This window comes from Methylobacterium tarhaniae (assembly GCF_001043955.1).
Lineage (GTDB): Bacteria > Pseudomonadota > Alphaproteobacteria > Rhizobiales > Beijerinckiaceae > Methylobacterium > Methylobacterium tarhaniae.
Genome location: NZ_LABZ01000154.1, coordinates 1 through 22,428, shown reverse-complemented (window position 1 = coordinate 22,428; position 22,428 = coordinate 1). Strand labels below are relative to the sequence as shown.

22 protein-coding genes are annotated in these 22,428 nt (G+C 70.8%); 10 read left to right on the top strand and 12 right to left on the bottom strand.

The features are described 5' to 3' along the window. Both glmS and VQ03_RS21150 read left to right on the top strand, forming a co-directional pair. Positions 1-1,711 (top strand): glutamine--fructose-6-phosphate transaminase (isomerizing) (gene glmS, locus VQ03_RS21155; protein WP_048452880.1); only part of this gene is annotated, 1,711 nt, incomplete at its 5' end. A gap of 359 nt (positions 1,712-2,070) precedes the next feature. Beyond that, positions 2,071-3,234, top strand: coding sequence for a tlde1 domain-containing protein (locus tag VQ03_RS21150; protein ID WP_053078684.1), 1,164 nt, complete (start codon positions 2,071-2,073; stop codon positions 3,232-3,234). Positions 3,235-3,277: 43 nt separating this feature from the next. Here the strand turns inward: VQ03_RS21150 and VQ03_RS21145 are convergent, their stop codons facing one another. The 4 genes from VQ03_RS21145 to VQ03_RS21130 all read right to left on the bottom strand — a co-directional run bounded on the left by VQ03_RS21145 (position 3,278) and on the right by VQ03_RS21130 (position 7,596). After that, the gene (locus VQ03_RS21145) at positions 3,278-4,066 is read right to left on the bottom strand and encodes a lytic murein transglycosylase (protein ID WP_048452879.1); all 789 of its coding nucleotides are present in this window, start codon (positions 4,064-4,066) and stop codon (positions 3,278-3,280) included. Positions 4,067-4,423: 357 nt separating this feature from the next. After that, positions 4,424-5,302 (bottom strand): beta-keto acid cleavage family enzyme, encoded by an 879-nt coding sequence (locus VQ03_RS21140; protein ID WP_048452878.1) that lies wholly within the window; start codon positions 5,300-5,302, stop codon positions 4,424-4,426. 14 nt (positions 5,303-5,316) lie between these two features. Beyond that, positions 5,317-6,075, bottom strand: a complete 759-nt coding sequence (locus tag VQ03_RS21135) for an SDR family NAD(P)-dependent oxidoreductase (RefSeq protein ID WP_048452877.1) — start codon at positions 6,073-6,075, stop codon at positions 5,317-5,319. 417 nt (positions 6,076-6,492) lie between these two features. Continuing rightward, the gene (locus tag VQ03_RS21130) at positions 6,493-7,596 is read right to left on the bottom strand and encodes an asparaginase (protein ID WP_048452876.1); all 1,104 of its coding nucleotides are present in this window, start codon (positions 7,594-7,596) and stop codon (positions 6,493-6,495) included. Between the two features lie 204 nt (positions 7,597-7,800). On the opposite strand from VQ03_RS21130, the gene VQ03_RS21125 reads away from it, so the two are divergent. Then, the gene (locus VQ03_RS21125) at positions 7,801-7,986 is read left to right on the top strand and encodes a DUF3606 domain-containing protein (RefSeq protein ID WP_048452875.1); all 186 of its coding nucleotides are present in this window, start codon (positions 7,801-7,803) and stop codon (positions 7,984-7,986) included. A 251-nt stretch (positions 7,987-8,237) separates the two neighbouring features. Here the strand turns inward: VQ03_RS21125 and VQ03_RS21120 are convergent, their stop codons facing one another. From VQ03_RS21120 to VQ03_RS21105, 4 genes are all read right to left on the bottom strand, one after another. Further along, positions 8,238-9,527 carry an amidase gene (locus VQ03_RS21120; protein WP_048452874.1) on the bottom strand — a complete coding sequence of 430 codons (1,290 nt, stop codon included), beginning with the start codon at positions 9,525-9,527 and terminating at the stop codon, positions 8,238-8,240. After that, entirely contained in the window at positions 9,524-10,366 is an 843-nt protein-coding gene (locus VQ03_RS21115) for a hypothetical protein (protein ID WP_157064190.1), read from the bottom strand. The genes VQ03_RS21120 and VQ03_RS21115 overlap by 4 nt, the downstream gene beginning before the upstream one ends. A gap of 7 nt (positions 10,367-10,373) precedes the next feature. Further along, positions 10,374-11,054 carry a DUF2848 domain-containing protein gene (locus tag VQ03_RS21110; RefSeq protein WP_048452873.1) on the bottom strand — a complete coding sequence of 227 codons (681 nt, stop codon included), beginning with the start codon at positions 11,052-11,054 and terminating at the stop codon, positions 10,374-10,376. Positions 11,055-11,183: 129 nt separating this feature from the next. Next, the gene (locus tag VQ03_RS21105; protein WP_048452872.1) at positions 11,184-12,503 is read right to left on the bottom strand and encodes an MFS transporter; all 1,320 of its coding nucleotides are present in this window, start codon (positions 12,501-12,503) and stop codon (positions 11,184-11,186) included. Between the two features lie 169 nt (positions 12,504-12,672). Between VQ03_RS21105 and VQ03_RS21100 the strand changes: the two genes are divergently transcribed. The 6 genes from VQ03_RS21100 (at position 12,673) to VQ03_RS33200 (ending at position 18,039) form a co-directional block, all read left to right on the top strand. Continuing rightward, positions 12,673-13,287, top strand: a complete 615-nt coding sequence (locus VQ03_RS21100) for a GntR family transcriptional regulator (protein WP_157064189.1) — start codon at positions 12,673-12,675, stop codon at positions 13,285-13,287. An 80-nt stretch (positions 13,288-13,367) separates the two neighbouring features. After that, positions 13,368-14,240 carry an aldolase/citrate lyase family protein gene (locus VQ03_RS21095; RefSeq protein WP_048452871.1) on the top strand — a complete coding sequence of 291 codons (873 nt, stop codon included), beginning with the start codon at positions 13,368-13,370 and terminating at the stop codon, positions 14,238-14,240. Next, on the top strand, positions 14,237-14,716 hold the full coding sequence (gene dut / locus VQ03_RS21090) for a dUTP diphosphatase (protein ID WP_048452870.1): 480 nt from the start codon (positions 14,237-14,239) through the stop codon (positions 14,714-14,716). Before VQ03_RS21095 ends, dut begins: the two co-directional genes overlap by 4 nt. Positions 14,717-14,724: 8 nt before the next feature. Further along, entirely contained in the window at positions 14,725-15,222 is a 498-nt protein-coding gene (locus VQ03_RS21085; protein ID WP_425350081.1) for an RrF2 family transcriptional regulator, read from the top strand. A gap of 170 nt (positions 15,223-15,392) precedes the next feature. Next, complete coding sequence (locus VQ03_RS21080) at positions 15,393-16,442, top strand: HD-GYP domain-containing protein (RefSeq protein ID WP_048452869.1); 1,050 nt, start codon at positions 15,393-15,395, stop codon at positions 16,440-16,442. An 877-nt stretch (positions 16,443-17,319) separates the two neighbouring features. Further along, positions 17,320-18,039, top strand: a complete 720-nt coding sequence (locus VQ03_RS33200; protein WP_157064188.1) for a cupin domain-containing protein — start codon at positions 17,320-17,322, stop codon at positions 18,037-18,039. A gap of 208 nt (positions 18,040-18,247) precedes the next feature. Here the strand turns inward: VQ03_RS33200 and fabI are convergent, their stop codons facing one another. From fabI to fabA, 3 genes are all read right to left on the bottom strand, one after another. Beyond that, a complete protein-coding gene (gene fabI, locus VQ03_RS21075; RefSeq protein ID WP_048452868.1) occupies positions 18,248-19,075 on the bottom strand; it encodes an enoyl-ACP reductase FabI in 828 nt (275 codons plus the stop codon). 91 nt (positions 19,076-19,166) lie between these two features. Then, positions 19,167-20,393: a beta-ketoacyl-ACP synthase I gene (fabB, locus tag VQ03_RS21070; protein WP_048452882.1), complete on the bottom strand. Its 1,227-nt coding sequence runs from the start codon at positions 20,391-20,393 to the stop codon at positions 19,167-19,169. Positions 20,394-20,581: 188 nt separating this feature from the next. Further along, entirely contained in the window at positions 20,582-21,136 is a 555-nt protein-coding gene (gene fabA / locus VQ03_RS21065; protein ID WP_048452881.1) for a 3-hydroxyacyl-[acyl-carrier-protein] dehydratase FabA, read from the bottom strand. A gap of 246 nt (positions 21,137-21,382) precedes the next feature. Here fabA and irrA point away from each other — a divergent pair, with 246 nt between their 5' ends. Then, the gene (gene irrA, locus VQ03_RS21060; protein WP_048452867.1) at positions 21,383-21,883 is read left to right on the top strand and encodes an iron response transcriptional regulator IrrA; all 501 of its coding nucleotides are present in this window, start codon (positions 21,383-21,385) and stop codon (positions 21,881-21,883) included. Positions 21,884-21,964: 81 nt separating this feature from the next. Here the strand turns inward: irrA and VQ03_RS21055 are convergent. Continuing rightward, positions 21,965-22,428: SH3 domain-containing protein (locus VQ03_RS21055; RefSeq protein WP_048452866.1), on the bottom strand; the 464-nt coding region annotated here is incomplete at its 5' end.

Genomic DNA, 22,428 nt, shown 5'->3' with positions numbered 1-22,428 from the left:
CGGGCGCCTCGAGCGCCGGCGCGCCGAGGGCAAGCTCTCCAACCTCCAGCTCAAGCTCCTCCAGAACCCGCTCGCCGGCGCCATCGGCATCGGCCATACCCGTTGGGCCACCCACGGCCGGCCCAACGAGACCAACGCCCACCCCCACGCCACCGAGCGCCTGGCGGTGGTCCATAACGGCATCATCGAGAACTTCCGCGAGCTCAAGGCCGAGCTTCAGGCCCAGGGCTGCGCCTTCGAGACCGAGACCGACACCGAGGTCGTCGCCCAGCTCGTCTCCCACCTCATGCGGACCGGCCTCGGCCCCGTCGCCGCCGTCGAGGCCGCCCTGCCGCGCCTGCGCGGCGCCTTCGCCCTCGCCTTCCTGTTCGCCGGCGAGGAGCACTTCCTCGTCGGCGCCCGCCACGGCGCCCCGCTCGCCGTCGGCTTCGGCGACGGCGAGACCTATCTCGGCTCCGACGCCCTCGCGCTCGCCCCCTTCACCGACGAGATCACCTATCTCGACGAGGGCGACTGGACCATCCTCACCCGCGACGGCGCCGAGATCCGCGACCTCGCCGGCAATGTCGTCGCCCGCCCGCGCCAGACGATCGCGACCCAGGCCTTCCTGGTCGACAAGGGCAATTACCGCCACTTCATGGCCAAGGAGATCTACGAGCAGCCCGAGGTGGTGGGCCGCACCTTCGCCCATTACGTCGACCTGGCGGCGGGCCGGGTCGCCCTGCCGGAGGCGCTGCCCTTCGACTTCGCCAAGCTCGGCCGGATCTCGATCACCGCCTGCGGCACCGCCTACTATGCCGGGCTGGTGGCCAAGTACTGGTTCGAGACGCTGGCCCGGCTGCCGGTCGAGATCGACGTCGCCTCCGAGACCCGCTACCGCGAGCCGCCGCTGGAGCCGGGCGGTCTGACGCTGGTGATCTCGCAATCGGGCGAGACCGCCGACACCCTGGCCTCGCTGCGCTATGCGAAGGCGCAGGGGCAGCACACGCTGGCGGTGGTGAACGTGCCGACCTCGACCATCGCGCGGGAGGCCTCGGCGGTGGTGCCGACGCTGGCCGGCCCGGAGATCGGGGTGGCCTCGACGAAGGCGTTCTCGTGCCAGCTGACGGTGCTGCTGTGCCTGGCTTTGGCGGCGGGGCGGGCGCGGGGCACGCTGGACGAGGCGGCGGAGAAGCGGCTGGTGGACGCGCTGATCAAGGTGCCGGGCCTGATGGCCGAGGCGCTGAAGCGCGAGGCGGAGATCGAGGTCCTGGCGCGCGAGATCGCGAAGGCGCGGGACGTGCTGTATCTGGGCCGCGGGACGGCGTACCCGATGGCGCTGGAAGGGGCGCTGAAGCTGAAGGAGATCTCGTACATCCACGCGGAGGGCTACGCGGCGGGCGAGCTGAAGCACGGTCCGATCGCGCTGATCGACGACGCGGTGCCGGTGATCGTGATCGCGCCGCACGACGCGACCTTCGAGAAGACGGTGTCGAACATGCAGGAGGTGGCGGCCCGCGGCGGCAGGATCGTGCTGATCGGCGACGCGACGGGTAAGGAGGCCGCGGGGCTCGACACGCTGGCGACGCTGACGATGCCGGATCTCGACGCGATCGTGGCGCCGATCGTCTACGCGGTGCCGGTGCAGCTTCTCGCCTACCACACCGCCGTGGTGCTGGGGAAAGACGTCGACCAGCCGCGCAACCTCGCCAAGTCCGTCACGGTCGAGTGAGGGCGGCGCACCGCAGCAACGATCGTCGGTTTCGAGGGCCGGCCGCGCGGAGACCGCGCGGCCGGCCTTCTCGTCTGCGGGATCCGCGCCGGATCGACGGGACGCCGCGGATCCACCCCGGATTCGAGCGGGTCTTCGGGGCGAGGAGCGTCATCCCCGATGCAGGCGCGGCGCCCGGCGCACGAATTCCATGATTTCGGCCGCTCTCATTTAGCCGGGATTAACCAAAAACCGCCTCAATACGAGGGCTTAAGGTTGATCCTTTCCTAAACGGCCGATCTCACCGGCCCGCCCGGCGCTCGCGCGCCGGCGGCCGGGCGGGCGGATCCGTGCGGGACAAGCCATCGAGTACAGGCCGCATGGACCTCGTCGCGTATTCGTCCGGTCGCCTCGCCCCGGGCTCCATCCGTCGCCGCCGCCGCAATCGGCGGCTTCTCGGCATCGCCGCCGTGCTGGGCGGCATCGGCGCCGCTGCCGCCGTCATGCCGCGGGACGAAACACGCCCGCCGCTGGCGCCGGTTGCGAACTCCATGGAGCCGGTCGCGCCGGCCCGGCAGGCCAGCGTCACGCCGGTCGAGCTCGGCTGGATGCTCGCGCCGCTCCCGGCCCTCGGGACGGACGTGGCCGGCTTCGTTCGCGATGTCCCGGCCGAGGCGGGTCCGCAACTCGCAGCCTTGGCCCCTACCCCGTCGCCCGCGCCGCTCATCGAGCCGCAGCGCCTCGCCGAAGCCGCTCCGGCCGCCCTCGTGCCGCCTTCGGCCGTGCCGCCTTCGGCGGTGCCGCCTTCGGCGGTGGCTCCCGCGCCTGCGCAGCCGGCCACCGCGCCGCTCGCCGCCATCCCGCTGCCGGTGCCGCGCCCGCCCGAGCTTCGCCCGTCGCCGACCGTGCTGGCGACCCGCGCGCCGCGGCGGCAGCCTCAGGCCATGGCCTCGACCCAGAGCGTGTTCAAGGCGGCTCTGCCGGAGGAGCCGTCGCTGTTCGACCGGATCTTCGGGGGAGGGGGCGCGAGCGCTCCGTCGCAGACCCTCGCCTATGCCGCACCCGGCGGTCACGACCCGAGCCCGCGCCCACGTCTGAGCGCCAGCCCCGGGATCGCGGTCTACGACATCAGCGCCCGCATCGTGACCCTGCCGAGCGGCGAGACGCTGGAGGCGCATTCCGGCCTCGGCCCGCACATGGACGATCCCCGCAACGTCCACCTGAAGATGCGCGGCGCCACCCCGCCGGGCACGTACGACCTCACCGAGCGCGAGGCGCTGTTCCACGGCGTGCGGGCGATCCGGCTCAACCCGGTCGGCGGCAGCGGCGCCATCCACGGCCGCGTCGGGCTGCTGGCCCATACCTACATGCTCGGCCCGAGCGGCGCCTCGAACGGCTGCGTCTCGTTCCGCAACTACGACCGCTTCCTGCAGGCATTCCTGCGCGGCGAGGTCCGCCGCCTCGTGGTCGTGCCGGGCAGCGGCGCGAGCGACCTGCCGCGGATCGGCCGCGGCGGCCCGTCGGACCGGGCCTCCCGCGGCTGAGCCAAGGAGAGACGGCCTCCGGGAGCCCGTCTCTCTGCAACGATCACTCTCCGTCGATCTTGGCGCCGATGATCGCGATGGCGCGCTGATAGACCGAGGCGGCGTTCCAGCCCTGGATCGCCGCGAAGTTCGGCTCGCCCGGCTGGTAGCCGGCGCCGGCGCGCCAGCCATGGGCCTTGAGGAAGTTCGCGGTGGAATTCAGCGCGACCGAGGCATTGTCGAGGCTGCCGCCGGTGCCGTAGTTCAGGACGTTCTTCGGCAGGAACTGGGTGTGGCCGACCTCGCCATGGGCGGCGCCGCGGGTGCTGGCGGTCAGCACGCCGCGATCGACCAGCGACAGGGCGGCGTAGAGCTGGTCGGTGAAGAAGGCCGAGCGCCGGCAATCATAGGCCAGGGTCGCGACCGCCGAGAGGGTGTTGACGTTGCCCTTCACGGCACCGAACGCGGTCTCCATGCCCCAGATCGCCAGGAGCGGGCCCGGCGGCACGCCGTAGCGCCGCTCGATGGAATCGAACAGGGCGGCCTGGGAGCGCTTCATCGCCCGCCCGCGCGAGATGATCGCCGGAGCGCCGCGCTTGGCCATGAACTGGTCGAGCGAGAGCTTGAAGCTCTTCTGGCCCCGATCCGCCGCGATGGTGGCAGAGGAATACGAGGTGCCCATCAGGGCCGAGATGGCGGCCGGGCTGGCGCGCCCGCGGGCCTCCTCGGCGAATTCCCGCTTCCAGGTCTCGAACCCGGCCGCCGTGTTGCCGCATTGCGCGGCTTGCGCACCGCCGGCCAGCACCGCGAGGCTCGCAGCGACCAGGGCTCTCCCGTAACCGCTTCCCATCATCCCAAACACTCCCTCGGAGCCGCACCGCAAGCCTCGGGACGTCGGGCCGCCGCGGCTCCCGTTTCCGGCATTTCATGCCTGCCCGATGAGCGACGCTACATCCCGGCCGTCTGCGGAATCTTTACGGCGGAACTGCAACACGCTCCGATTCCGGCCTCGCTTCTTGGAAGAGACGCGGCCGGAACCATCGAGAAGGGAAGTAGGACGAGGACGGCGGAAGGCGGACGAAAGTCCGTAGGCGTGGCCGGAAGGCCACGTTGTCATCGACGTCGTGGCCGGGAGGCCACGCTCTCATCGATGTCCTGGCCGGAAAGTCACGCTTTCATCGATGTCCCGGAAGGCCGCGCTTCCGCGGGATCAGGCGCCGAGCCCGAAGATGGCCCGCGCCTCGGCCGGGCTGGCCGGCACGCAATCGAGATGGGCGAGCAGGCTCACGGCCTTCTCCACCAGGGCCGCGTTGCTCGGGGCGAGCTGCCCGCGGGACAGGTAGAGGTTGTCCTCGAGCCCGACCCGGACATGGCCGCCCGCGGTGGCGGCGAGCGCCACCATCGGGAACTCGGCCCTGGAGATGCCGAAGGCCGACCACACCGCGTCCCGGGGCAGGCGGTCGCGCATCTGCAGCAGGGTCTCGGGCGTCGCCGGGGCGCCCCACGGGATGCCGAGGCAGATCTGAAACATCGGCGGGGCGGCGAGGTGCCCCTCGGCGATCAGGTGGCGGGCGAGCTCGATCTGGCCGAGATCGAACACCTCGATCTCCGGCTTCGCCCCCGCCTCGCGGATCAGCGCCGCCATCGCCCGCAGATGGGCGGGGGTGTTCATGAAGGCGTGTTCGCCGAAATTCATCGTCGCGACGTCGAGGGTGCAGACCTCCGGCCGCAAGGCCGTGACGTGGCGGGTGCGCGCCTCCGGCGAGGCCAGCGTCGTGCCGGGCCCCGCCACCGCCGGGTCGGGATCGCCCGCCACGTACCGCCCGCCGGCCCCGGTGGTGAGGTTGAGGACGACGTCGGCATTCTTCTCGCGGATCCGCTCGACCACCTCGCGGTAGAGGGCGAGCTCCATGCTGGGCTTGGCCGTCTGCGGGTCGCGGACGTGGATATGGACGATCGCCGCCCCGGCGGCCGCGGCCTCCAGGGCCGATTGCGCGATGGCCTGCGGGCTCACCGGCACGGCCGGGTTCTTCGACGGGGTGTCGAACGAGCCGGTGAGGGCGCAGGTGATGACGGTCTTGCGCGACATGGATGCCTCCCGCCTCAGAGCATGCCGCCGTCGACCACCAGGGTCTGGCCGGTGACGTAGGCGGCGCCCGCCGCGAGGAAGAGCATGGCTTGCGCGATGTCCTCGGGCTTGGCCATGCGGGCCAGCAGGGTGCGCGCCACCGATTCCGCCTTGCGCTCCGCGGGCCAGTTCTCCGTCCACGGCGTCTCGACCAGGCCCGGCGCCACGGCGTTGACCCGCACGTCGGGGGCGAGCGCCCGGGCGAGGCTGCGGGTCAGGTTCACCAGCCCGGCCTTGCTCGCCGAATAGGCGATGCTGGAGCCGCGCTGCCCGAGCCCGGCCACCGAGGCGGTGTTGACGATGGCGCCCTTGCGCTGGCGCAGGGCCGCCGCCGCCGCATGGGCACAGCGATAGGGGCCGATCAGGTTCGTCGACAGGATGGTCTGCCAGAAATCCTCGGTCATCGCGTCGAGGTCGGTGAAGGCGATCGGCGTGGTCGTGGCCGGGGTGCCGGCATTGTTGATGAGCACGTCGAGGCCGCCGAGGGCGTCGATCCCGCGCGCGACCATGCCTTCCGCCTCGCCCGGCACCGAGACGTTGCCGGCGAGCGCCTGGACCTTCAGCCCCTCCGCCGTCAGCCGCGCGGCGGCCTCGGGTCCGCGGGCATCCTCTGCGAGATGGTTGAGCACCACGCTGGCGCCGCAGCGGGCGAAGAGGGTCACGGCCGCGAGCCCGATTCCCGAGGCGCCGCCGGTCACGAGCACGCAGCGCCCGTGCAGATCTGCATGGATCATTGGAATTTCCACCCTGCGAAACGTTGTTTCGCGGGAGAGTGGCAGCACCTTGTGGGGCTTGTCCAGCTTGCCTGGCGCATCGGGGGTGTGCCGCGAGCCGCCTCGACGTGGCGGGATGCTGTGCCATGATCGGGAGTCGGCGTGGGGGCCGGCCGGCGCCGTGCGGGCGGCGTCACTCCCGAAGGATCGATCTTCGATCGACCGACCGCTCAGAGCTGTCTGATCGAGCCGGTGCTCCTATCCCACTCTCGACCTCATCCTGAAGGTGTTGGCGATCGAAGATCGCGCTCCATCTCCGATCGCCCGCACCTCAGGATGAGGTCGTGAACAGGAACGGCAGAACTGCAATGCCGTCCCTACGGGCTCTCTTGGTCAGATCGCGGGTGGGACGACGATGCGATCCGGGTCGACCGGACGTCAGTACTCCCAGAAGATCCGCTGCAGCTCCGCCGTATCGCTGGTCTTGGTCAGGGCGACGGCCGTCAGGATCTTGGCCTTCTGCGGGTTCAGGTCGTGGGCCACGACCCAGTCGTACTTGTCGTCGGGCTGCTCGGCATTGCGCAGCACGAAGCCGTCGCCGACGCGCGAGGAGCGGATGATGAGGGTGCCCTTGGCACGCAGGTCCTTGAGGGTGTCGACGAGGTACCCCGCCACCGAGCCGTTGCCGGTGCCGGCATGCACGATCGCCTTGGCGCCTCCCTGCACGGCACTCGTATAGGCGCTCGGGTTCATGTTGCCCGAGCCGTAGACGATCGCGACCTCCGGCAGGGTGTCGATGGTCTCGATGTCGAACTCGGAGGTGGTGCCGTGCCGCTTCACGGGCGCACGGAACCAGTAGGTCTTGCCCTCGACCACCATGCCGAGCGGGCCCCACTGGCTGACGAAGGCGCTCGGCTTGATGTTGACGCGCTTCGTCACGTCGCGGCCGGACTGGATCTCGTCGTTCATCGTCACCAGCACGCCCTTGCCCCGGGAGGCCGGGTTCGCCGCGGTGGCGACCGCGCCGGCGAGGTTGAGGGCGCCGTCGGCCGAGAGGGCGGTGGAGGGCCGCATCGAGCCGACCACCACGATCGGCTTGTCGCTCTTCACCACGAGATCGAGGAAGTACGCGGTCTCTTCCAGGGTGTCGGTGCCGTGGGTGACCACCACGCCGTCGACGTCGTCCTGCTTCAGCAGGGCCGAGACGCGCTTGGCGAGCTGCACCAGCTGCGCGTTGGTGAAGCTCTCGGAGGCGATCTGGAACACCTGCTCGCCGCGCACGGTGGCGAGATCGTTCAGGGACGGCACCGCGGCGATCAGCTTGTCCACCGGCACCTTGGCGGCCTGGTAGGTGGCGCTGTTGCTGGCATCCGCCCCGGCCCCCGCGATGGTGCCGCCGGTGGCGAGGATCACCACGTTGGCCTTGCGGGCGGCGGCCGGTGCGGTCGTCGCGGTCGCCGGCATCTCGCGGGCGAGCGCCGGGCCGGCGAGCGGCACGGTCGCGAGCATCAGGGCCGCAAAGGCGGGACGGAGACGGCGCATGGTCGGGTCCTTGCGATGAGGAATCGGGGCGCCTGAGCGGGTACCAGCGTCTTTCGTCTCCCGCCAGCGTTGCGTTGCGCCATGCCGCAGGGCGGCGGGCGGTGACCCGGCAACTTTTCTCGGAATCGAGCGTTCTCCCGATACATGACGCCACGCGTCCCGCGCCAGCGGATACTGGTTTACTCGACAGTTCAGGAATCGATCATGTCCGCATCCCAGGACGCTCTCAAGCCGCGCTTCGCGGAGCATATCGACATCCATTGCCCGGATGACCGCGCCTATTGGGCGGGGCATTTCGGCGTGAGCGGCGAAGAACTTCGGAGCGCCGTGAAGATGGTCGGCTCCCGGGTCTCGACCGTGGCGGCGCATCTCGGCCACCAGGCCGCTTGACCCTCTGGCTTTCTTGATCCTCCGGCTTTCATGTGCCGCGGGTCGTGAGCGGCCCGCGGCACCTTGCATCGTGGGTTCCCGAGCAATCGGGACCGTCATCGCTCCGGATTGTCCCGAAGCGATCTCGCCGATCGAATTCTCCCACCATGAGCGAGACGCTCCGCGTCGTTTCGGGGCCGCGCAGCGGAAACTGGAACGACGCAGTGCGTGGGAGAACCGTCGAGCGACCTCAGCGAAGACGAAGCCGACGCTTACCCCTGCAACGCCCTCTCGACCCCCGCCGCGATCTCCAGGAGACGCCGGTCCTGGCCGTGGCGGGCGAGCAGCATCAGGCCGACCGGCTTGGCCTGGCCGGGAAGCGGCAGCGAGATGCCGGTGAGGTCGAACAGGTTCCCCACCATCGTGTTGCGCAGCATCAGGAGGTTGAGGCGCGAGAATTCCGCGTCGTCCTCCGCCACCGCCGCGATGCTCGGCGCCGGGATGGCCGTGGCCGGCAGGGCCAGCACGTCGAGGGGCGTCAGCCGCTCGTCGCCGGCCTCGATCAGCGCGGCACGGTTCCGCATCATCCGGATATAGGCCGAGGCCGTCACGGTGCGGCCGCGGGTGATGCGGGCATGGACCCGCGGGTCGAAGGCGGCGGCCTCGGCGTCGAGCCAGTCGGCATGGATCTCCGCCGCCTCGACCGCCGCGATCGGCCCCGCCGCCGTCGCCTCGGCCATGCGGGCCAGCAGGTCGTCGAAGGCGGTGTCGTGGATGCGGGCGCCGGCTTCGCTCAGGGTCGACAGGGCGGTCTCGAAGGCCTGCGCCACCATCGGGTCGGTCTCGGTGAACAGCAGGCCGCGGGGCACGCCGATCCGCAGGTCGCGCAGCGGCGCCGCCCGGAGGGGGCGGTATTCCTCGCCGGCCATCACGGCGTCGGCCGCCGCGCAGGCCTCGACCGAGCGGGCGAGCGGGCCGATCGAATCGAGCGAGGGCGAGAGCGGGAAGGCGCCGGCGAGCGGGACACGACGGGCGGTCGGCTTGAAGCCGACCACGCCGTTGAGCGCCGCCGGGATGCGCACCGAGCCGCCGGTATCGGTGCCGATGGCGATGTCGGAGGTGCCGAGCGCCGCCGAGACGCCGGCCCCCGAGGACGAGCCGCCCGGCACCAGGCTCGGATCGGCGGCGTTGCCCGGCGTACCCCAATGCGGGTTGAGCCCGAGTCCCGAGAAGGCGAACTCGGACATGTTGGTCTTGGCAATGATCACCGCGCCGGCACGGCGCAGGCGGGCGACGACGGGGGCGTCCTGAAGCGCGGCCTCCGCCTTGCGCCGGAGCGACGAGCCGGCGGTGGTCGCCTCGCCCTGGACGTCGAACAGGTCCTTGATCGACACGATGGCGCCGTCGAGCGCCCCGAGCGAGAGGCCGGCCTTGCGCCGCGCATCGGCGGCGTCGGCGGCGGCGCGGGCCGCCTCGGGGTACAGCTTGGTGAAGACGTGCCGGCCCGCCGGCGCCTCGATCAGGGCGAGGCGGCGTTCGAGGTCGTCGCGGATCGTGGTCATCTCAATCGGTCTCCAGGGATGGGGGCAGGGCGGCGGCGACTCGTCAGCAGGATCCCGCCATTCCACACGAGAGTGATCAGGAGGGCGAGCGTCAGGGCAAGGGCGGGCCCCATCCGTTCGACCGTGAGGGCGAGGGCGAACAACGCCGCCACGAAGCCGAGCAGCCCCGGCAGGCTGAGGACCAGCACCGTCGCGGTCGCCGCTCCGCCGATGCGCGGATGCAGGATCACCGCCAGGCTCACCATCACCACCGGCGCGAAGGCGAGGATGCCCGCGGCCGCCGGGCCGGCGAGCCGCCCGGCCAGCACCACCGCGACCACCAGGGCCATGACGATGCCGGCCCGCACCAGCACGTCGCTCGCCCGCCTCGGACGCGCCGGCAGCGGGCCGTCCTTGCGCCAGCGGCGGCAGACGCCGATGCAGGCGAGGACGACCAGGACGGTGATGAGGCCGGCCCGCGTCAGGCCGCCGCCGATCCGGCCGAGGAGCAGGACCGCGGCGACCCAGACCGCGAGGGCGGCGGCGAGCGAGACCGTGACGCCGCGCCGGCGGGCCATGCCGGCATAAGCCGCGATGAACAGGGCGGTGGCGGCGACGGCCGGCAGGCTCGCCACCGCGCTGTCGCGCAGGAAGCCCGCATCGTGGTCGAGGGCCAGGAAGAGGTAGGCCGGCCCCGCCGAGAGCGGCAGGGTCGCGATCATGGCGCCGACGAGAGGACCCGTCCGCTCGACCGCCACGGAGGCGAGCACCACGATCGCGGCGCTCGCCAGCATCTTGGCGAGGAGCGCCGCCCAGAAGGCGGCGCCCCCGAGTCCCGCCAGCACACTCAGGGACGCCATCGCCCGCTCACGCCACCACGGGCAGCACGGCGATGTCGTAGGCGTGGGTGAGCGTGCGCTTCAGCACCGGATCCTCCAGCGCCATCTCGAACCGGTCGGCCGGGCGGATGCCGCCGATCGCCCCGAGGGTGCCGCCGAACATCACCGTGCCGGGGGCCAGGTCCGGCCCGCCCGGGCGACGCGCCAGGAGGTCGCCGGGCGTGCGGAGCGCCGTCAGCCGGCCCTCCTGGTACAGCATCCGCTCACCGTCGATGGTGGCATAGGACCGCACGATCAGCTCGTCCCAATGCGCCTCGACCTCGTCGAGGCGCCACAGGCCGGTGCCGACCGGCTTGCCGCAGAGCTGCTTGGAGAGGGCGATGCCGACGGTCTCGGCCTTGCGGTCGGTGTGGTCGGAGCCGAGCCCGAGCCAGAGCCCGTCGGCGAGCGACACGATCACCGGCTCGGCCTCGCCGGAGGAATCCGGCCCCAGCACTTCGAGGCGGGGCCTTTGCGTCAGCGTCGCGGCGGCGGCGCGGTAATAGACCGGGACCGAGGAGGGCGGCGGCACGCCGATCGCCGCCAATTCGTCGATGTGGTGGCGGATCGCCGCCTCGTCCCGCCCGGCCCAGCCGGCGATCACCAGCGCCTCGGGGGCGAGGGCGATCACGTCCCAGCGGCCGGCGGCCTCGCGATGGAAGGTCAGCATGGTATCGAAATCCTTTTATGCAATTATGACGAACCTGTTCAGAAACCAGGCAAGTGCGGGATCCCCTCTCCCGTGCGGGAGAGGGGAGGAGCGCTTTGCTTTTACTCGAACAGATCAATGGGAACCATTTCACTCGGCCGGCGCCAGGTCGGCCGAGGCGCCCTCGCGCCAGCGGGCGAAGCCCAGCACCAGCAGGCCTGCCAGCAGTTCCAACGCGGCCACGAAGTAGAGCCCGTTGCTCGACGTGCCGGTCAGCGTGTTCGACAGGCCGACCACGTAGGGGGCGACGAAGCCCGCGAGGTTGCCGATCGAGTTGATCGCCGCGATGGCGCCCGCCGCGGCGGTGCCGGCGAGGAAGGTCTGCGGCAGCGACCAGAAGACCGGGAACGCGGCCAGGATGCCGATCGCCGCGACCGTGAGGGCGACGAGCGCCAGGACCGCGTGACCGATGAGCGCCCCGGTGGCGGCAAGGCCCGCCGCGGCGATCAGGCTGGCGATGGCGCAGTGCAGCCGGCGCTCGCCGGTGCGGTCGGAATGTGCCCCGGTCCACACCATGGCGATCGTGCCGGCGATGAACGGCACCGCGGCGAGGAAGCCGATCGCGATGGCGCCCTGCACGCCGATCTCCTTGATGATCGAGGGCGTCCAGAACGCGATCGTGGCGTTGCCGCTGACGATGCAGAAGTAGATCAGGGCGCAGAGCCAGACCCGGCCGTCGCGGAGCGCGACCTTGAAGCTCGCCTCCTTGCCGGCGGCCCGGCCCTCGGCCTCGACGATCGCCGTCATCGCGGCGGCGACCTTCGGCTCGAGCCAGCGCGCATCCTTCGGACGGTCGGGCAGGAAGGCCAGCACCGCCGCACCCGCGATCAGCGACGGGATGCCTTCGAGGATGAACAGCCATTGCCAGTTCGCCATCCCGGCGACCCCGCCCATCGTGCCCATGATGAGCCCCGCAAGCGGACCGCCGACCACGCCCGCGATGGCGAAGGAGGTCATGAACAGGCCGTTGATGCGCGAGCGCTTCGCGCTCGGGAACCAGTAGGTGAGGTAGAGCACGACGCCCGGGAAGAACCCGGCCTCGAACACGCCGAGCAGGAAGCGGATGGCGTAGAAGGTCCATTCCGACTGCACGAAGGCGAGGCTCATCGAGGCGAGACCCCACAGGATGGTGATCCGCGCCAGGGTCTTGCGGGCGCCAATGCGCTCCAGGAGCAGGTTGCTCGGCACCTCGAACAGGAAGTAGCCGATGAAGAAGATGCCGGCGCCGAAGCCGTAGACCGCCTCGCTGAACTTCAGGTCCGACAGCATCTGCAGCTTGGCGAAGCCCACGTTCACCCGGTCGATCCAGGCCAGGATGAACAGGAAGACCAGGAACGGGATCAGCCTGAGCGTCGCCCGGCGATAGCCCTCGTCCAATTCGTGCGCGTTCACGTCGTCCACCCTCGTCATCGCTCTTCTCCTGCGGTCCGCGAATCGGCCGCCCGGCGTGTGGTTCTGCAAGTACCATGCCTGTGATATTTCACAAGCCGGTCCAAGCGGGGCATCCTCCGTGATAAGGGGGCGGCCCGTGAGCGGAGCTTTGGTGGTGGCGAAAACGCATGCAGGGTCGTGCCCAACCGTGTCGCAGAACGAGCGCGCCTACCGGCGGCTGAAGGACGACATCGTCTCGCTGCGGCTGAAACCGGGCGACGCGCTGAACGAGGCGGGTCTCTGCGCCGAGCTCGGCCTCGGCCGCACGCCGGTGAACCAGGCCCTGCACCGGCTGATGCACGAGGGTCTGGTGCGGATCCTGCCCCGCAAGGGCGTGCTGGTGCAGCCGCTCTCGATGGACGAGTTCGCCCACCTGATCGAGGTGCGCCGCCTCACCGAACCTCCCTGCGCGGCGCTGGCCGCCGGGCGGATCGGCGAGGCGGCGCTGGCGCAGCTCGACGCCATCCTGGCGGCGGCGCCCGCGGATCTCGACGCGATCCTCGAATCGGACCGGCGCTTCCACGCCGTGATCGCCGAGGCCTCCGGCAACCGGGTGCTCGCCGAGGTGCTGGCCGGGCTGCACGGGCGCTCGGTGCGGTTCTGGGCCCTGTCGCTCGCCACCGGCCATCACCTCGCCGAGGTGGCCGAGGAGCATGCGGCGATCCTCGACGCGCTGCGCCGGCGCGACCCGGAGGCGGCGGCCGCGGCGATGACCGCCCACATCGATTCCTTCGCCCGCACCCTGGCGTCGCGACTCGGCTGATCCGGAGGCGACGGGCCCTATAGCCATCCCGGCCTTCCCCGGGGCATAGATGCGCCGCCATTCGGGGAGTCACGCGACCGATGACCGACATCCGCCCCCGCCGCAGCGCCCTGCTGGTGCCGGCCACCGCCACCGCCCTCGCGGCGGCCCGGGCCGAGCCCGCCGACGCGCTGATCCTCGACCTCGCCGATTCGCTGCCCCCCGCCGACAAGGACGCCGGGCGCACCCGCCTCGCCGCCTGCCTGAGGGAGGGCGGGTTCGCCGCCGCCGAGCTGGTGGTGCGGGTCAACGGCCTCGACACGCCCTGGGGCGAGGGAGATCTCGCGGCGGTGGCGGAGGCCGGGCCCGACGCGGTGCTGGTGCCCCGGGTCGAGGAGCCGGAGGATCTCGCCGGCATCGGCAGCCGCCTGCGCCGGCTCCACGCGCCGGAGCGGGTCCGGGTCTGGGCCAGCCTCGACACGCCGCTGGGCGTGCTGTCGGCGGAAGCGGTGGCGAGCGCGGTGCGCGACGTCGATGCGCGGCTGGCCTGCCTCGTCGTCGATGCCGGGGCGCTCGCCCGCGAGGGACGGCTGCCGCACGGCGCGCCCGAGGCCGGACCGCTCCTCGCCTGGCTCGCCACGGCGCTGGCCGCCGCCCGCGCCCACGACCTCGACGTGCTGCTCGATCCGGCCGACCGCCTCGATATCGGCCGCGCCCGCGGCCTCGGATTCGACGGGGCGGTGGTGGGCTCCGCCGCCGGCGCCCGCCGGGCCGAATCGGCCTTCGCGCCCGACCCCGAGGCCCTGGCCGCCGCCAGGGCCCTGGTCGCGGCCTTCGACGCACCGGAGGGCCGAGGGCAGGCCGGGATCGCCCATCTGGGTCGCACGGTGTTGCGGCGGGAGGTGGACGAGGCCCGGCGCCTCGTCGCCGTCGCGGAGGCGGTGGCGGCTCGCGCAGCGGGCCAGGGCGCATGAGCGGCCTCGACGTCGCGATCCGGCTCATCGACCCGCGCCTGTCCGACTGGGGCTTTCCGCGCTGGAGCTCGGCGCTCGCCGCCGGGCTCGATCTTCACGCCTGCCTCGACGCGGACGAGATCCTGGAGCCGCAGGCGCCCCCGATCCTCATCCCGGCCGGCTTCGCCCTGGCGATCCGCGATCCCGAATGGTGCGCGATGGTGTATCCGCGCTCCGGGCTCGGTCATCGCGACGGGCTCGTCCTCGGCAACACCGTCGGGGTCATCGACGCGGATTACGAGGGCCCGCTGATGATCTCGGCCTGGAACCGCAACCCGGCCGGGACGGCGCCCCTCACGGTGCGGCCGGGCGAGCGCATCGCCCAGCTCGTCTTCACCCGGATCGTGCGGCCTGCCTTGACGGTGGTCGAGACGTTTCCGGAAGCCGCCGACGGTGCCCGCGGCGCCGGCGGCTTCGGCTCCACCGGCCGCGGCTGAGGACGCGCTTGGACGCGGTCGTCCCTACGCCCCGGCCCGCGCCTGGCTCTGCGCTGGCGCCGCCGCGCCTGGGCCTCGCCCTCGCCGCGATGGTCGATATCGCGCTCCATGCCCGGCCCCAGCCGGTGAGCGCCAAGGCGCTGGCGGCGCGCCATGCCCTGCCGCCCCGGCACCTGGAGGCGGTGCTGCAGGCCCTGGTGCATCACGGCCTGCTCAAGGGTCTGCGCGGGCCGCATGGCGGCTACGAGCTCGCCCGCGAGCGCCGCCGGATCAGCGCCGGCGACATCGCCCGCGCGGTCCTGGGCCCGGACGCCGTCGCCGAGCCGGGCCTGCCCGGCAACGACGTCGCCGGCCTGGTGGTCGCCCCCCTGGTGGCGGAGGCGGCCGCGGCTTACCTCGCGGCGCTCGACGCGGTGACGGTGGAGGATCTCTGCGGCAGGGCGGAGGCCGCCCGGGTGACGGGTCCTGCGGCCGCCCCTCGGGCCGGGCCGGATTTCACCATCTAAGCACTCCTCCCCGGCTCAAGGCTCGCCGAGAAAACGGGATCAGGATCAAGGCTTTGGGCGGATCGGCACGGAAGGCCGGAGCAATCCGGGCGTGCCCAAGCTTAAAGAACGCTTTATCAAGTTCGGGCAATTTGAGCCATCATCGGGCGCGGAAAGGAATCCCCGGGACCATGACCAACGCAGCCGATCCCGCCGTCGTGGTCGTCACGGCCCGGCCCGATCCCGGGGGGCTGACACGGCTGTTCGCGGCGAGCATCCCGACCCTGGTCGTCTCCGAGCCCGGCGCGGCGCTGGCCGCCCTCGCGGGGAAGGCCGCCGACCTGGTGCTGATCGAGGCCGCCCCCGGGCTCGACGCCCTGGCGCTGATCCGCGCCCTTCGCCTGAAGCCTCACCTCGCCCGCAGCTCGATCCTGCTCGTCGCCGAAGGCGACCCGGCCGAGGCCCGCCGCCGGGGGCTGGAGGCCGGCGCCACCGACGTGGTGCTGCCGCCCCTCGACGCCTCGGACCTGGCCCTGCGCGGCCGCAACCTGATCGCGCTCGCCCGGGCGCAGGGGGCGGTCGAGAGCCAGGCCCTCGCCCTCTCCCGCGAGGTCGAGCGGGCGGCCGCCGAGAGCCAGGAGCGCGAGCGCGAGATCATCCGCCGCCTGATGCTCGCCGCCGAGTTCCGCGACGACCAGGCCGGCGACCACCTGACCCGCGTCGCCGGCTGCGTGCTGGCCATCGCCGACGGGCTCGGCCTGTCGGAGGAGGAGGGCAACGACATCGCGCTCGCCTCGACCATGCACGACATCGGCAAGATCGGCGTCGCCGACTCGATCCTGCGCAAGCCCGGGCCCCTCACCGAGCCGGAGCGGTTCGAGATGATGCAGCACGCGCTTCGCGGCTACCGCATGCTGCACGACAGCCCGTCCCGCCTGCTGCGGCTCGCCGCCGAGATCGCGCTCACCCACCACGAGCGCTGGGACGGGGCCGGCTACCCGCAAGGGCTCAAGGGCACCGAGATCCCGCTCCCGGGCCGCATCACCGCCGTGGCCGACGTGTTCGACGCCTTGATCTCGGCCCGGGTGTACAAGCCCGGCTGGCCGCTGGAGCGGGCGCGGCGCTTCCTGGAGGAGCAATCCGGCGCGCATTTCGACCCGGATTGCGTCGCGGCCTTCCTGTCGCGGTGGGAGGACGTCGTGGCGCTGGTGGAAGAGCGGCCGGCGGATCGGGCGGCGTGAGGGGAGGGCGGGCGCTCACCCGCCATCATGCCGGGCGTGCCCTTGAAAGGGCCGGCACTGTTCCGGGCAGTGGAGTCGCCGTGGGCGCTGCCGGAAGCGGCCTGCCCCTCCCGGCCGACGAAGCCCGTCCCATCGATTCTGGCAGAGTTGGCGAGATGGTCAGCGACTGCCGCGAGAGCCTATTTGCTTGATCTCAACAGATCTGAAATCCACTGCGGCATTCCGGGGCCGCGTAGCGCAGCCCGGACCCGAAGGGGCGCCAGCGCGATCCAGAAACGCAGGTGGGGCAGGATCAAGCGGAACGCGATCCGTCTTTCTCGAAACCATCCATGGTTCCGGATTCTGGGCTCCGCTGCGCAGTCTCGGAATGACGAGGGGGGTGTCAATACGGTTCAACAAGCCAAACAGGCTCTGAATGCCTCGATCGGGCTCGGGTAGGCGCACACCGCCCGGTTTATCCATCACCGGGTTCCGGCGATGTCGCGGCTCAGGGGGCGCGGCCCTCCCGCTCGCGTAAGGAGCCACAAGCCGAGACGAGCGCACACGGTACGTGATCCTGCGGCGGCAACGAACGAGCCCAGCGGGCGAAACCATCCTGGCACCCGCTCGTCCCGCACCGTGTCGGCGATGCAGGCCCGAGGCGCCGCAATCCGAGTCATGATCGTAGAAGCAGGATGACCGCCAAGGTTGATTATCGGGTTGGTGGCTTGCTCGCCGCCCGTGTGACTTCGTGCGATGGCAAGGCTTGGCTTTGATCTAAAAGAGCTTGTTTTTATTAATAAAATGTGCAGTATTTGTACATAGCCGAATCTTTTATCATTGAAAAAATTGGCTTGACTTCACCAGCCATGCATGAGCGCGGAAGCAGGAGGTGAAAATGTCGAGTTTTAAGAGAGCACCCGCACGGCGCCAGTTTTTATGTGGATGTTGTGCTTCTTTCGGGTCTGCGGCGTTCCTGTCAAAGACAATGGCAGGCAGCCCGGACATACTTCCTCTGGAGCTGGCGCCTTATCACGTGCTGCCGTTTGATAACCAGTATGCCAGATTCATCGTGTCCAGAATTCCGCCCGGGAAGGTCGGATCGTGGCATCGACACCTCCGAGATTTCGCATTCGTCTACGTGCAGGCTCCTCTGATAGAAGTTGCTGTCCTTGGCAAAGATCCAGTAAGAACGACGAGAAAAGTCGGCGAAGTGGTTTTTGCTAATTATTCGAAACAACCCATCGCCCATCAAATTGCAAATATCGGCGATCATGATTTTCATATCATGGGAATCGAGTTGCTCGATGGTCCGCCAAGCCGCTTCACTCCCCAAGATCGGCCGCCACCGTACATCAAAGTAACGGAAAACGACCGCATCGTCGGCTGGCGCCTCGTTCTAGAGCCACAACAATCCGCTCCCTCGATCACCCAGGCGGCTCCCGCTGCCCGTTTCGTGATCCGACCTGGAATATTCTCAGAAGTCTACCCGGAAAAAACAAGGCATGAACTGAACTCAAGTCAAGGCGATTTTGCCTGGATCGATCCAGGCGTGTCGCGCGCTATTGAAAACCTCGGGAACTCGACGATAGAATTCGTGGAGTTTGAGATAAAATAAAGCGGCGCTTACCGGACCGTCCTCGTGCGAGGCCTCTGCCACGCACCGCACCGCGCCGTCGGTGCACAACGCTGCCGGACGGCCTCTGTTGGCAACGGCCCGCCTCCGGGTGACATCCGGTGCCCAGAAACCTGGGCACTGCCCGGAGCGCGTCATCGCCCCCTTAGGGTTCAGGGCTGGGATTCCGGCGCCCCCAGCCCAGTGCCCCTCACGCGTCGGTCACGCCCGCCGCATCCTGCGCCTTCAGCACGTCCGGCCGCGGCATCGAGATGATGTTGTAGCCCGAATCGACGTAATGGACCTCGCCGGTGACGCTGCCCGAGAGGGGTGAGAGCAGGTATAGCCCCGAGCCGCCGATATCCTCCAGGGTCGCCGTGCGCCGCAGGGGAGCGTGGGCGGCCTGGTGGTTGAACATCAGGCGGGCATCGGCGATGCCGGCGCCGGCCAGCGTCCGCACCGGGCCGGCCGAGAGGGCGTTGACCCGGATGCCCTGCGGGCCGAGATCGGCCGCGAGGTAGCGCACGGACGCTTCCAGCGCCGCCTTGGCGAGGCCCATCACGTTGTAGTTCGGCATCACCCGGGTCGAGCCGCCATAGGTGAGCGTCAGGAGCGCGCCGCCAGGGCGCAGGCGCTTCGCCGCCCGCTGGGCGATCTCCGTGAAAGAGAAGCACGAAATGACCATCGTGCGGGAAAAGTTCTCCCGGGTGGTGACGTCGACGTAGCGGCCCTTCAGCTGCGACTTGTCGGAGAAGCCGATGGCGTGGACGACGAAGTCGAAGCCCTCGGGCCAGGCCTCGTCGAGGGACGCGAAGGTCGCGTCGACGCTCTCAAGGTCCTCGACGTCGCAGGGGAAGACCAGGGAGGAGCCGAGGGTGCCGGCCAGCGGACCGACCCGGCGGCCCAAAGCCTCGCCCTGATAGGTGAAGGCCAACTCGGCGCCCTGGCCCGCCAGGGCCCGGGCGATGCCCCAGGCGATGGAGTGGTCGTTCGCGACGCCCATCACGAGCCCGCGCTTGCCTGCCATCAAACCCGTCACGCCCGATCCTCCGCTGTTGTCTCGGTGGACCGGGCCTTTACGCGGCGGGTGGGCGCCTGTCCACGCTTCGTGGAACCGGCGCCCGACTTCGTCAGGCGTCGACGTGCTTGAGCACCAGCGTGGCGTTGGTGCCGCCGAAGCCGAAGGAGTTGCTGAGCACGTGGCCGAGCTGTGCGTCGTCCTGGCGGGCGCGCAGGATCGGCATGTCGGCGAAGGCCGGGTCGAGCTCGTCGATATGGGCGCTCTCGCAGATGAAGCCGTTGTTCATCATCAGGAGCGAGTAGATCGCCTCCTGCACGCCGGTGGCGCCGAGCGAGTGGCCGGTCAGCGACTTGGTGGCGGCGATCGGCGGGCAGGATTCGCCGGTGCCGAACACCTCGCGGATCGCCTCGATCTCCTTGTCGTCGCCGACGGGGGTCGAGGTGGCGTGGGGGTTGATGTAGTCGATTCTCGCGCCCTTCAGGCCCTCGATCGCCTGGCGCATGCAGCGCACCGCGCCCTCGCCGGACGGGGCCACCATGTCGTGGCCGTCCGAGGTGGCGCCGTAGCCCGCGACCTCGCCGTAGATCCGCGCGCCGCGGGCGCGGGCATGCTCCAGCTCTTCCAGCACCAGCACGCCGGCGCCGCCCGCGATGACGAAGCCGTCCCGGTTCTTGTCGTAGGCGCGCGAGGCCCGCGACGGGGTCTCGTTGTACTTCGAGGACATCGCCCCCATGGCGTCGAACAGGACCGACAGGGTCCAGTCCAGCTCCTCGCAGCCGCCCGCGAAGATGATGTCCTGGCGCCCGCCCTGGATGATCTCGGCGGCGTTGCCGATGCAGTGGTTCGACGTCGCGCAGGCGGAGGAGATCGAGTAGTTCACGCCCCGGATCTTGAACCAGGTGGCGAGGGTCGCCGAGGCGGTCGAGGACATGGCCTTGGGCACCGCGAAGGGCCCGACGCGCTTCGGCCCCTTGGCGCGGGCGATGTCGGCAGCCTCGACGAGCGCCCGGGTCGAGGGACCGCCGGAGCCCATGATGATGCCGGTGCGCTCGTGCGACACCTCGGCCTGTTCGAGGCCGGCATCGCGGATCGCCTGCTCCATCGCGACGTGGTTCCAGGCGGTGCCGCCGCCGTGGAAGCGCATGGCGCGGCGGTCGACCACCTCCTCGGCGTCGAGGGTCGGCGCGCCCTGGACCTGGCTTCGGAAGCCGTGGGCGGAAAAATCCTCGGCGCGGGAGATGCCCGAGCGCGCCTCGCGCAGGGAAGCCAGCACCTCCTGGGTGGAATTGCCGATGGACGAGACGATGCCCATCCCGGTGATTGCCACGCGCCTCATGATCGTCGGAACCCTCCGGAGCGGCGCCATCCGCGCCCGCGGGCAGTCTTTGAACCCGCGGGTGTCACCTAGGCGCCCGATGCCGTAATCTCAACCGCCCATCGGGGGAAAGGGTCCCGGCGGGCTCGTAGCGGCCCGCTCATTCCGGCGGGCGCGAGGCCCGCGCAGCGTCGGGCCGGTGCCGGGGCTCAGCCGCCGGCGGGCGTCGCGGCCTGGAACAGGCCGACGCGCAGGTCGGTCGCCTCGTAGATGCGCCGGCCGTCGGCCTCGAGCCAGCCGTCGGCGATGCCGAGCACCAGGCGGCCCTGGCGCACCCGCTTCAGGTCGACGCCGTAGACGACCTTCTTGACGCTCGGCAGCACCTGGTCGCTGAACTTGACCTCGCCGACGCCGAGCGCCCGGCCGCGGCCCGGCGAGCCGAGCCAGCCGAGATGGAACCCGACCAGCTGCCACAGGGCGTCGAGCCCGAGGCAGCCCGGCATGACGGGGTCGCCCTGGAAGTGGCAGGGGAAGAACCAGAGGTCGGGCCGCACGTCGAGCTCGGCCAGGACGTGGCCCTTGCCGTGGGCGCCGCCGTCACGGCCGATCGAGGTGATGCGGTCGAACATCAGCATCGGCGGCAGCGGCAGCTGGGCGTTGCCGGCGCCGAACATCTCGCCGCGGCCGCAGGCCAGCAGGTCCTCGTAGGAGAAGTGCGAGGGCCGGCTCGGGGCGTCGGGGGCGGAGGTCTGGTCGGCGGACATGAGTGGGGCAAATTCCTCGTTCAGGATGCCGCTGACCTTCCGGAACGGAGCCGGCAAGGCGCCTGGAAGCGGCGGGTGGCGCCTCGTTAACACAGCGCCCGGGACTGTTCAAAGCCGGCCGAAGGCCCTAGTCTGTAACGCTTCTGATCTACGCGGCGACGGCCGTGCTCGGGTTGCGGCGCGGCAGCGGTGCGCCTATAACGGCAGGTATCATTGTCGCCGTCTAACGAGTCGATAGTTCCGCTGATGAACGACCTGTCGCCCCTGCGTGCCGTCCTCGGCGCCCGCGCCCCGGCCCTCGAGACCGGCGCCGCCGGCCAGCGGCGCGGCTGCCCGCTCTCGGAGCTGCGGGATCGTCTGCGCCGCGCCGGCCTGCGCCCGACCCGGCAGCGCCTTTCCCTCGGATGGCTGCTGTTCGGCAAGGGCGACCGGCACCTCACCGCAGAAATGCTGTACGACGAGGCGATGCGGGCCAAGGTCCCGGTCTCCCTCGCCACCGTCTACAACACGCTGCACCAGTTCACCGAGGCCGGCCTGCTGCGCCAGCTCGCGCTGGACGGCTCCAAGGCCTATTTCGACACCAACCCGAGCGAGCACCACCACTTCTTCCTGGAGGAGGAGGGCCAGGTGCTCGACATGCCGGATTGCGGCATCACCGTCGACTCGCTGCCCCAGGCCCCCGAAGGAATGGAGATCGCCGGCGTCGAGGTGATCGTGCGCCTGCGCCGCCGGACCGGCCGGGCCTGATCCGCCACGCATCATCCGGCCAGCATCGTTTGTGTTTCGCGAGGGCCGCGCTCCTGGAAGGGAGCGCGGCCCTCGCGCGTTTCACTCCACCTTCTCGTTCGGGTAGACGCCCCAGAGCCGGTCCTGGCGCATGTAGCCGTCCACGTCGCCGCGCTTCTGGGGCAGGGCCACGACGAGGCGGCACCAGGTGCCGTCGCAGTTCTTCACGCTGCCGATCACCCCGGCCTGGAGCTGGGCGACCACGCCGCTGGCGGGATCGGCCCGGTCGTAGAGCGACACCGGCGCGCCCTTGTCGGCGCCGCGGCTCAGCACCACCGCGGTGCGCCGGCCGGAGAGCAGGGAGTGCAGCACCCAGCCCTCGGTGCCCTCCGAGTCGCGGATGCGGCGCCAGGTCTCGAACTCCGCGATGATCTCCACCGGCAGGCCGGCGCGCTGGAACACCCACAGCGTGCGATGGTCCTTGGACGGGCCCTCGCGCAAGTTCACCCGGTCGGTCTTCAGGCTGACGTAGCGCGGCAGCGGCAGCTTCGTCGCCGGGCCGATGG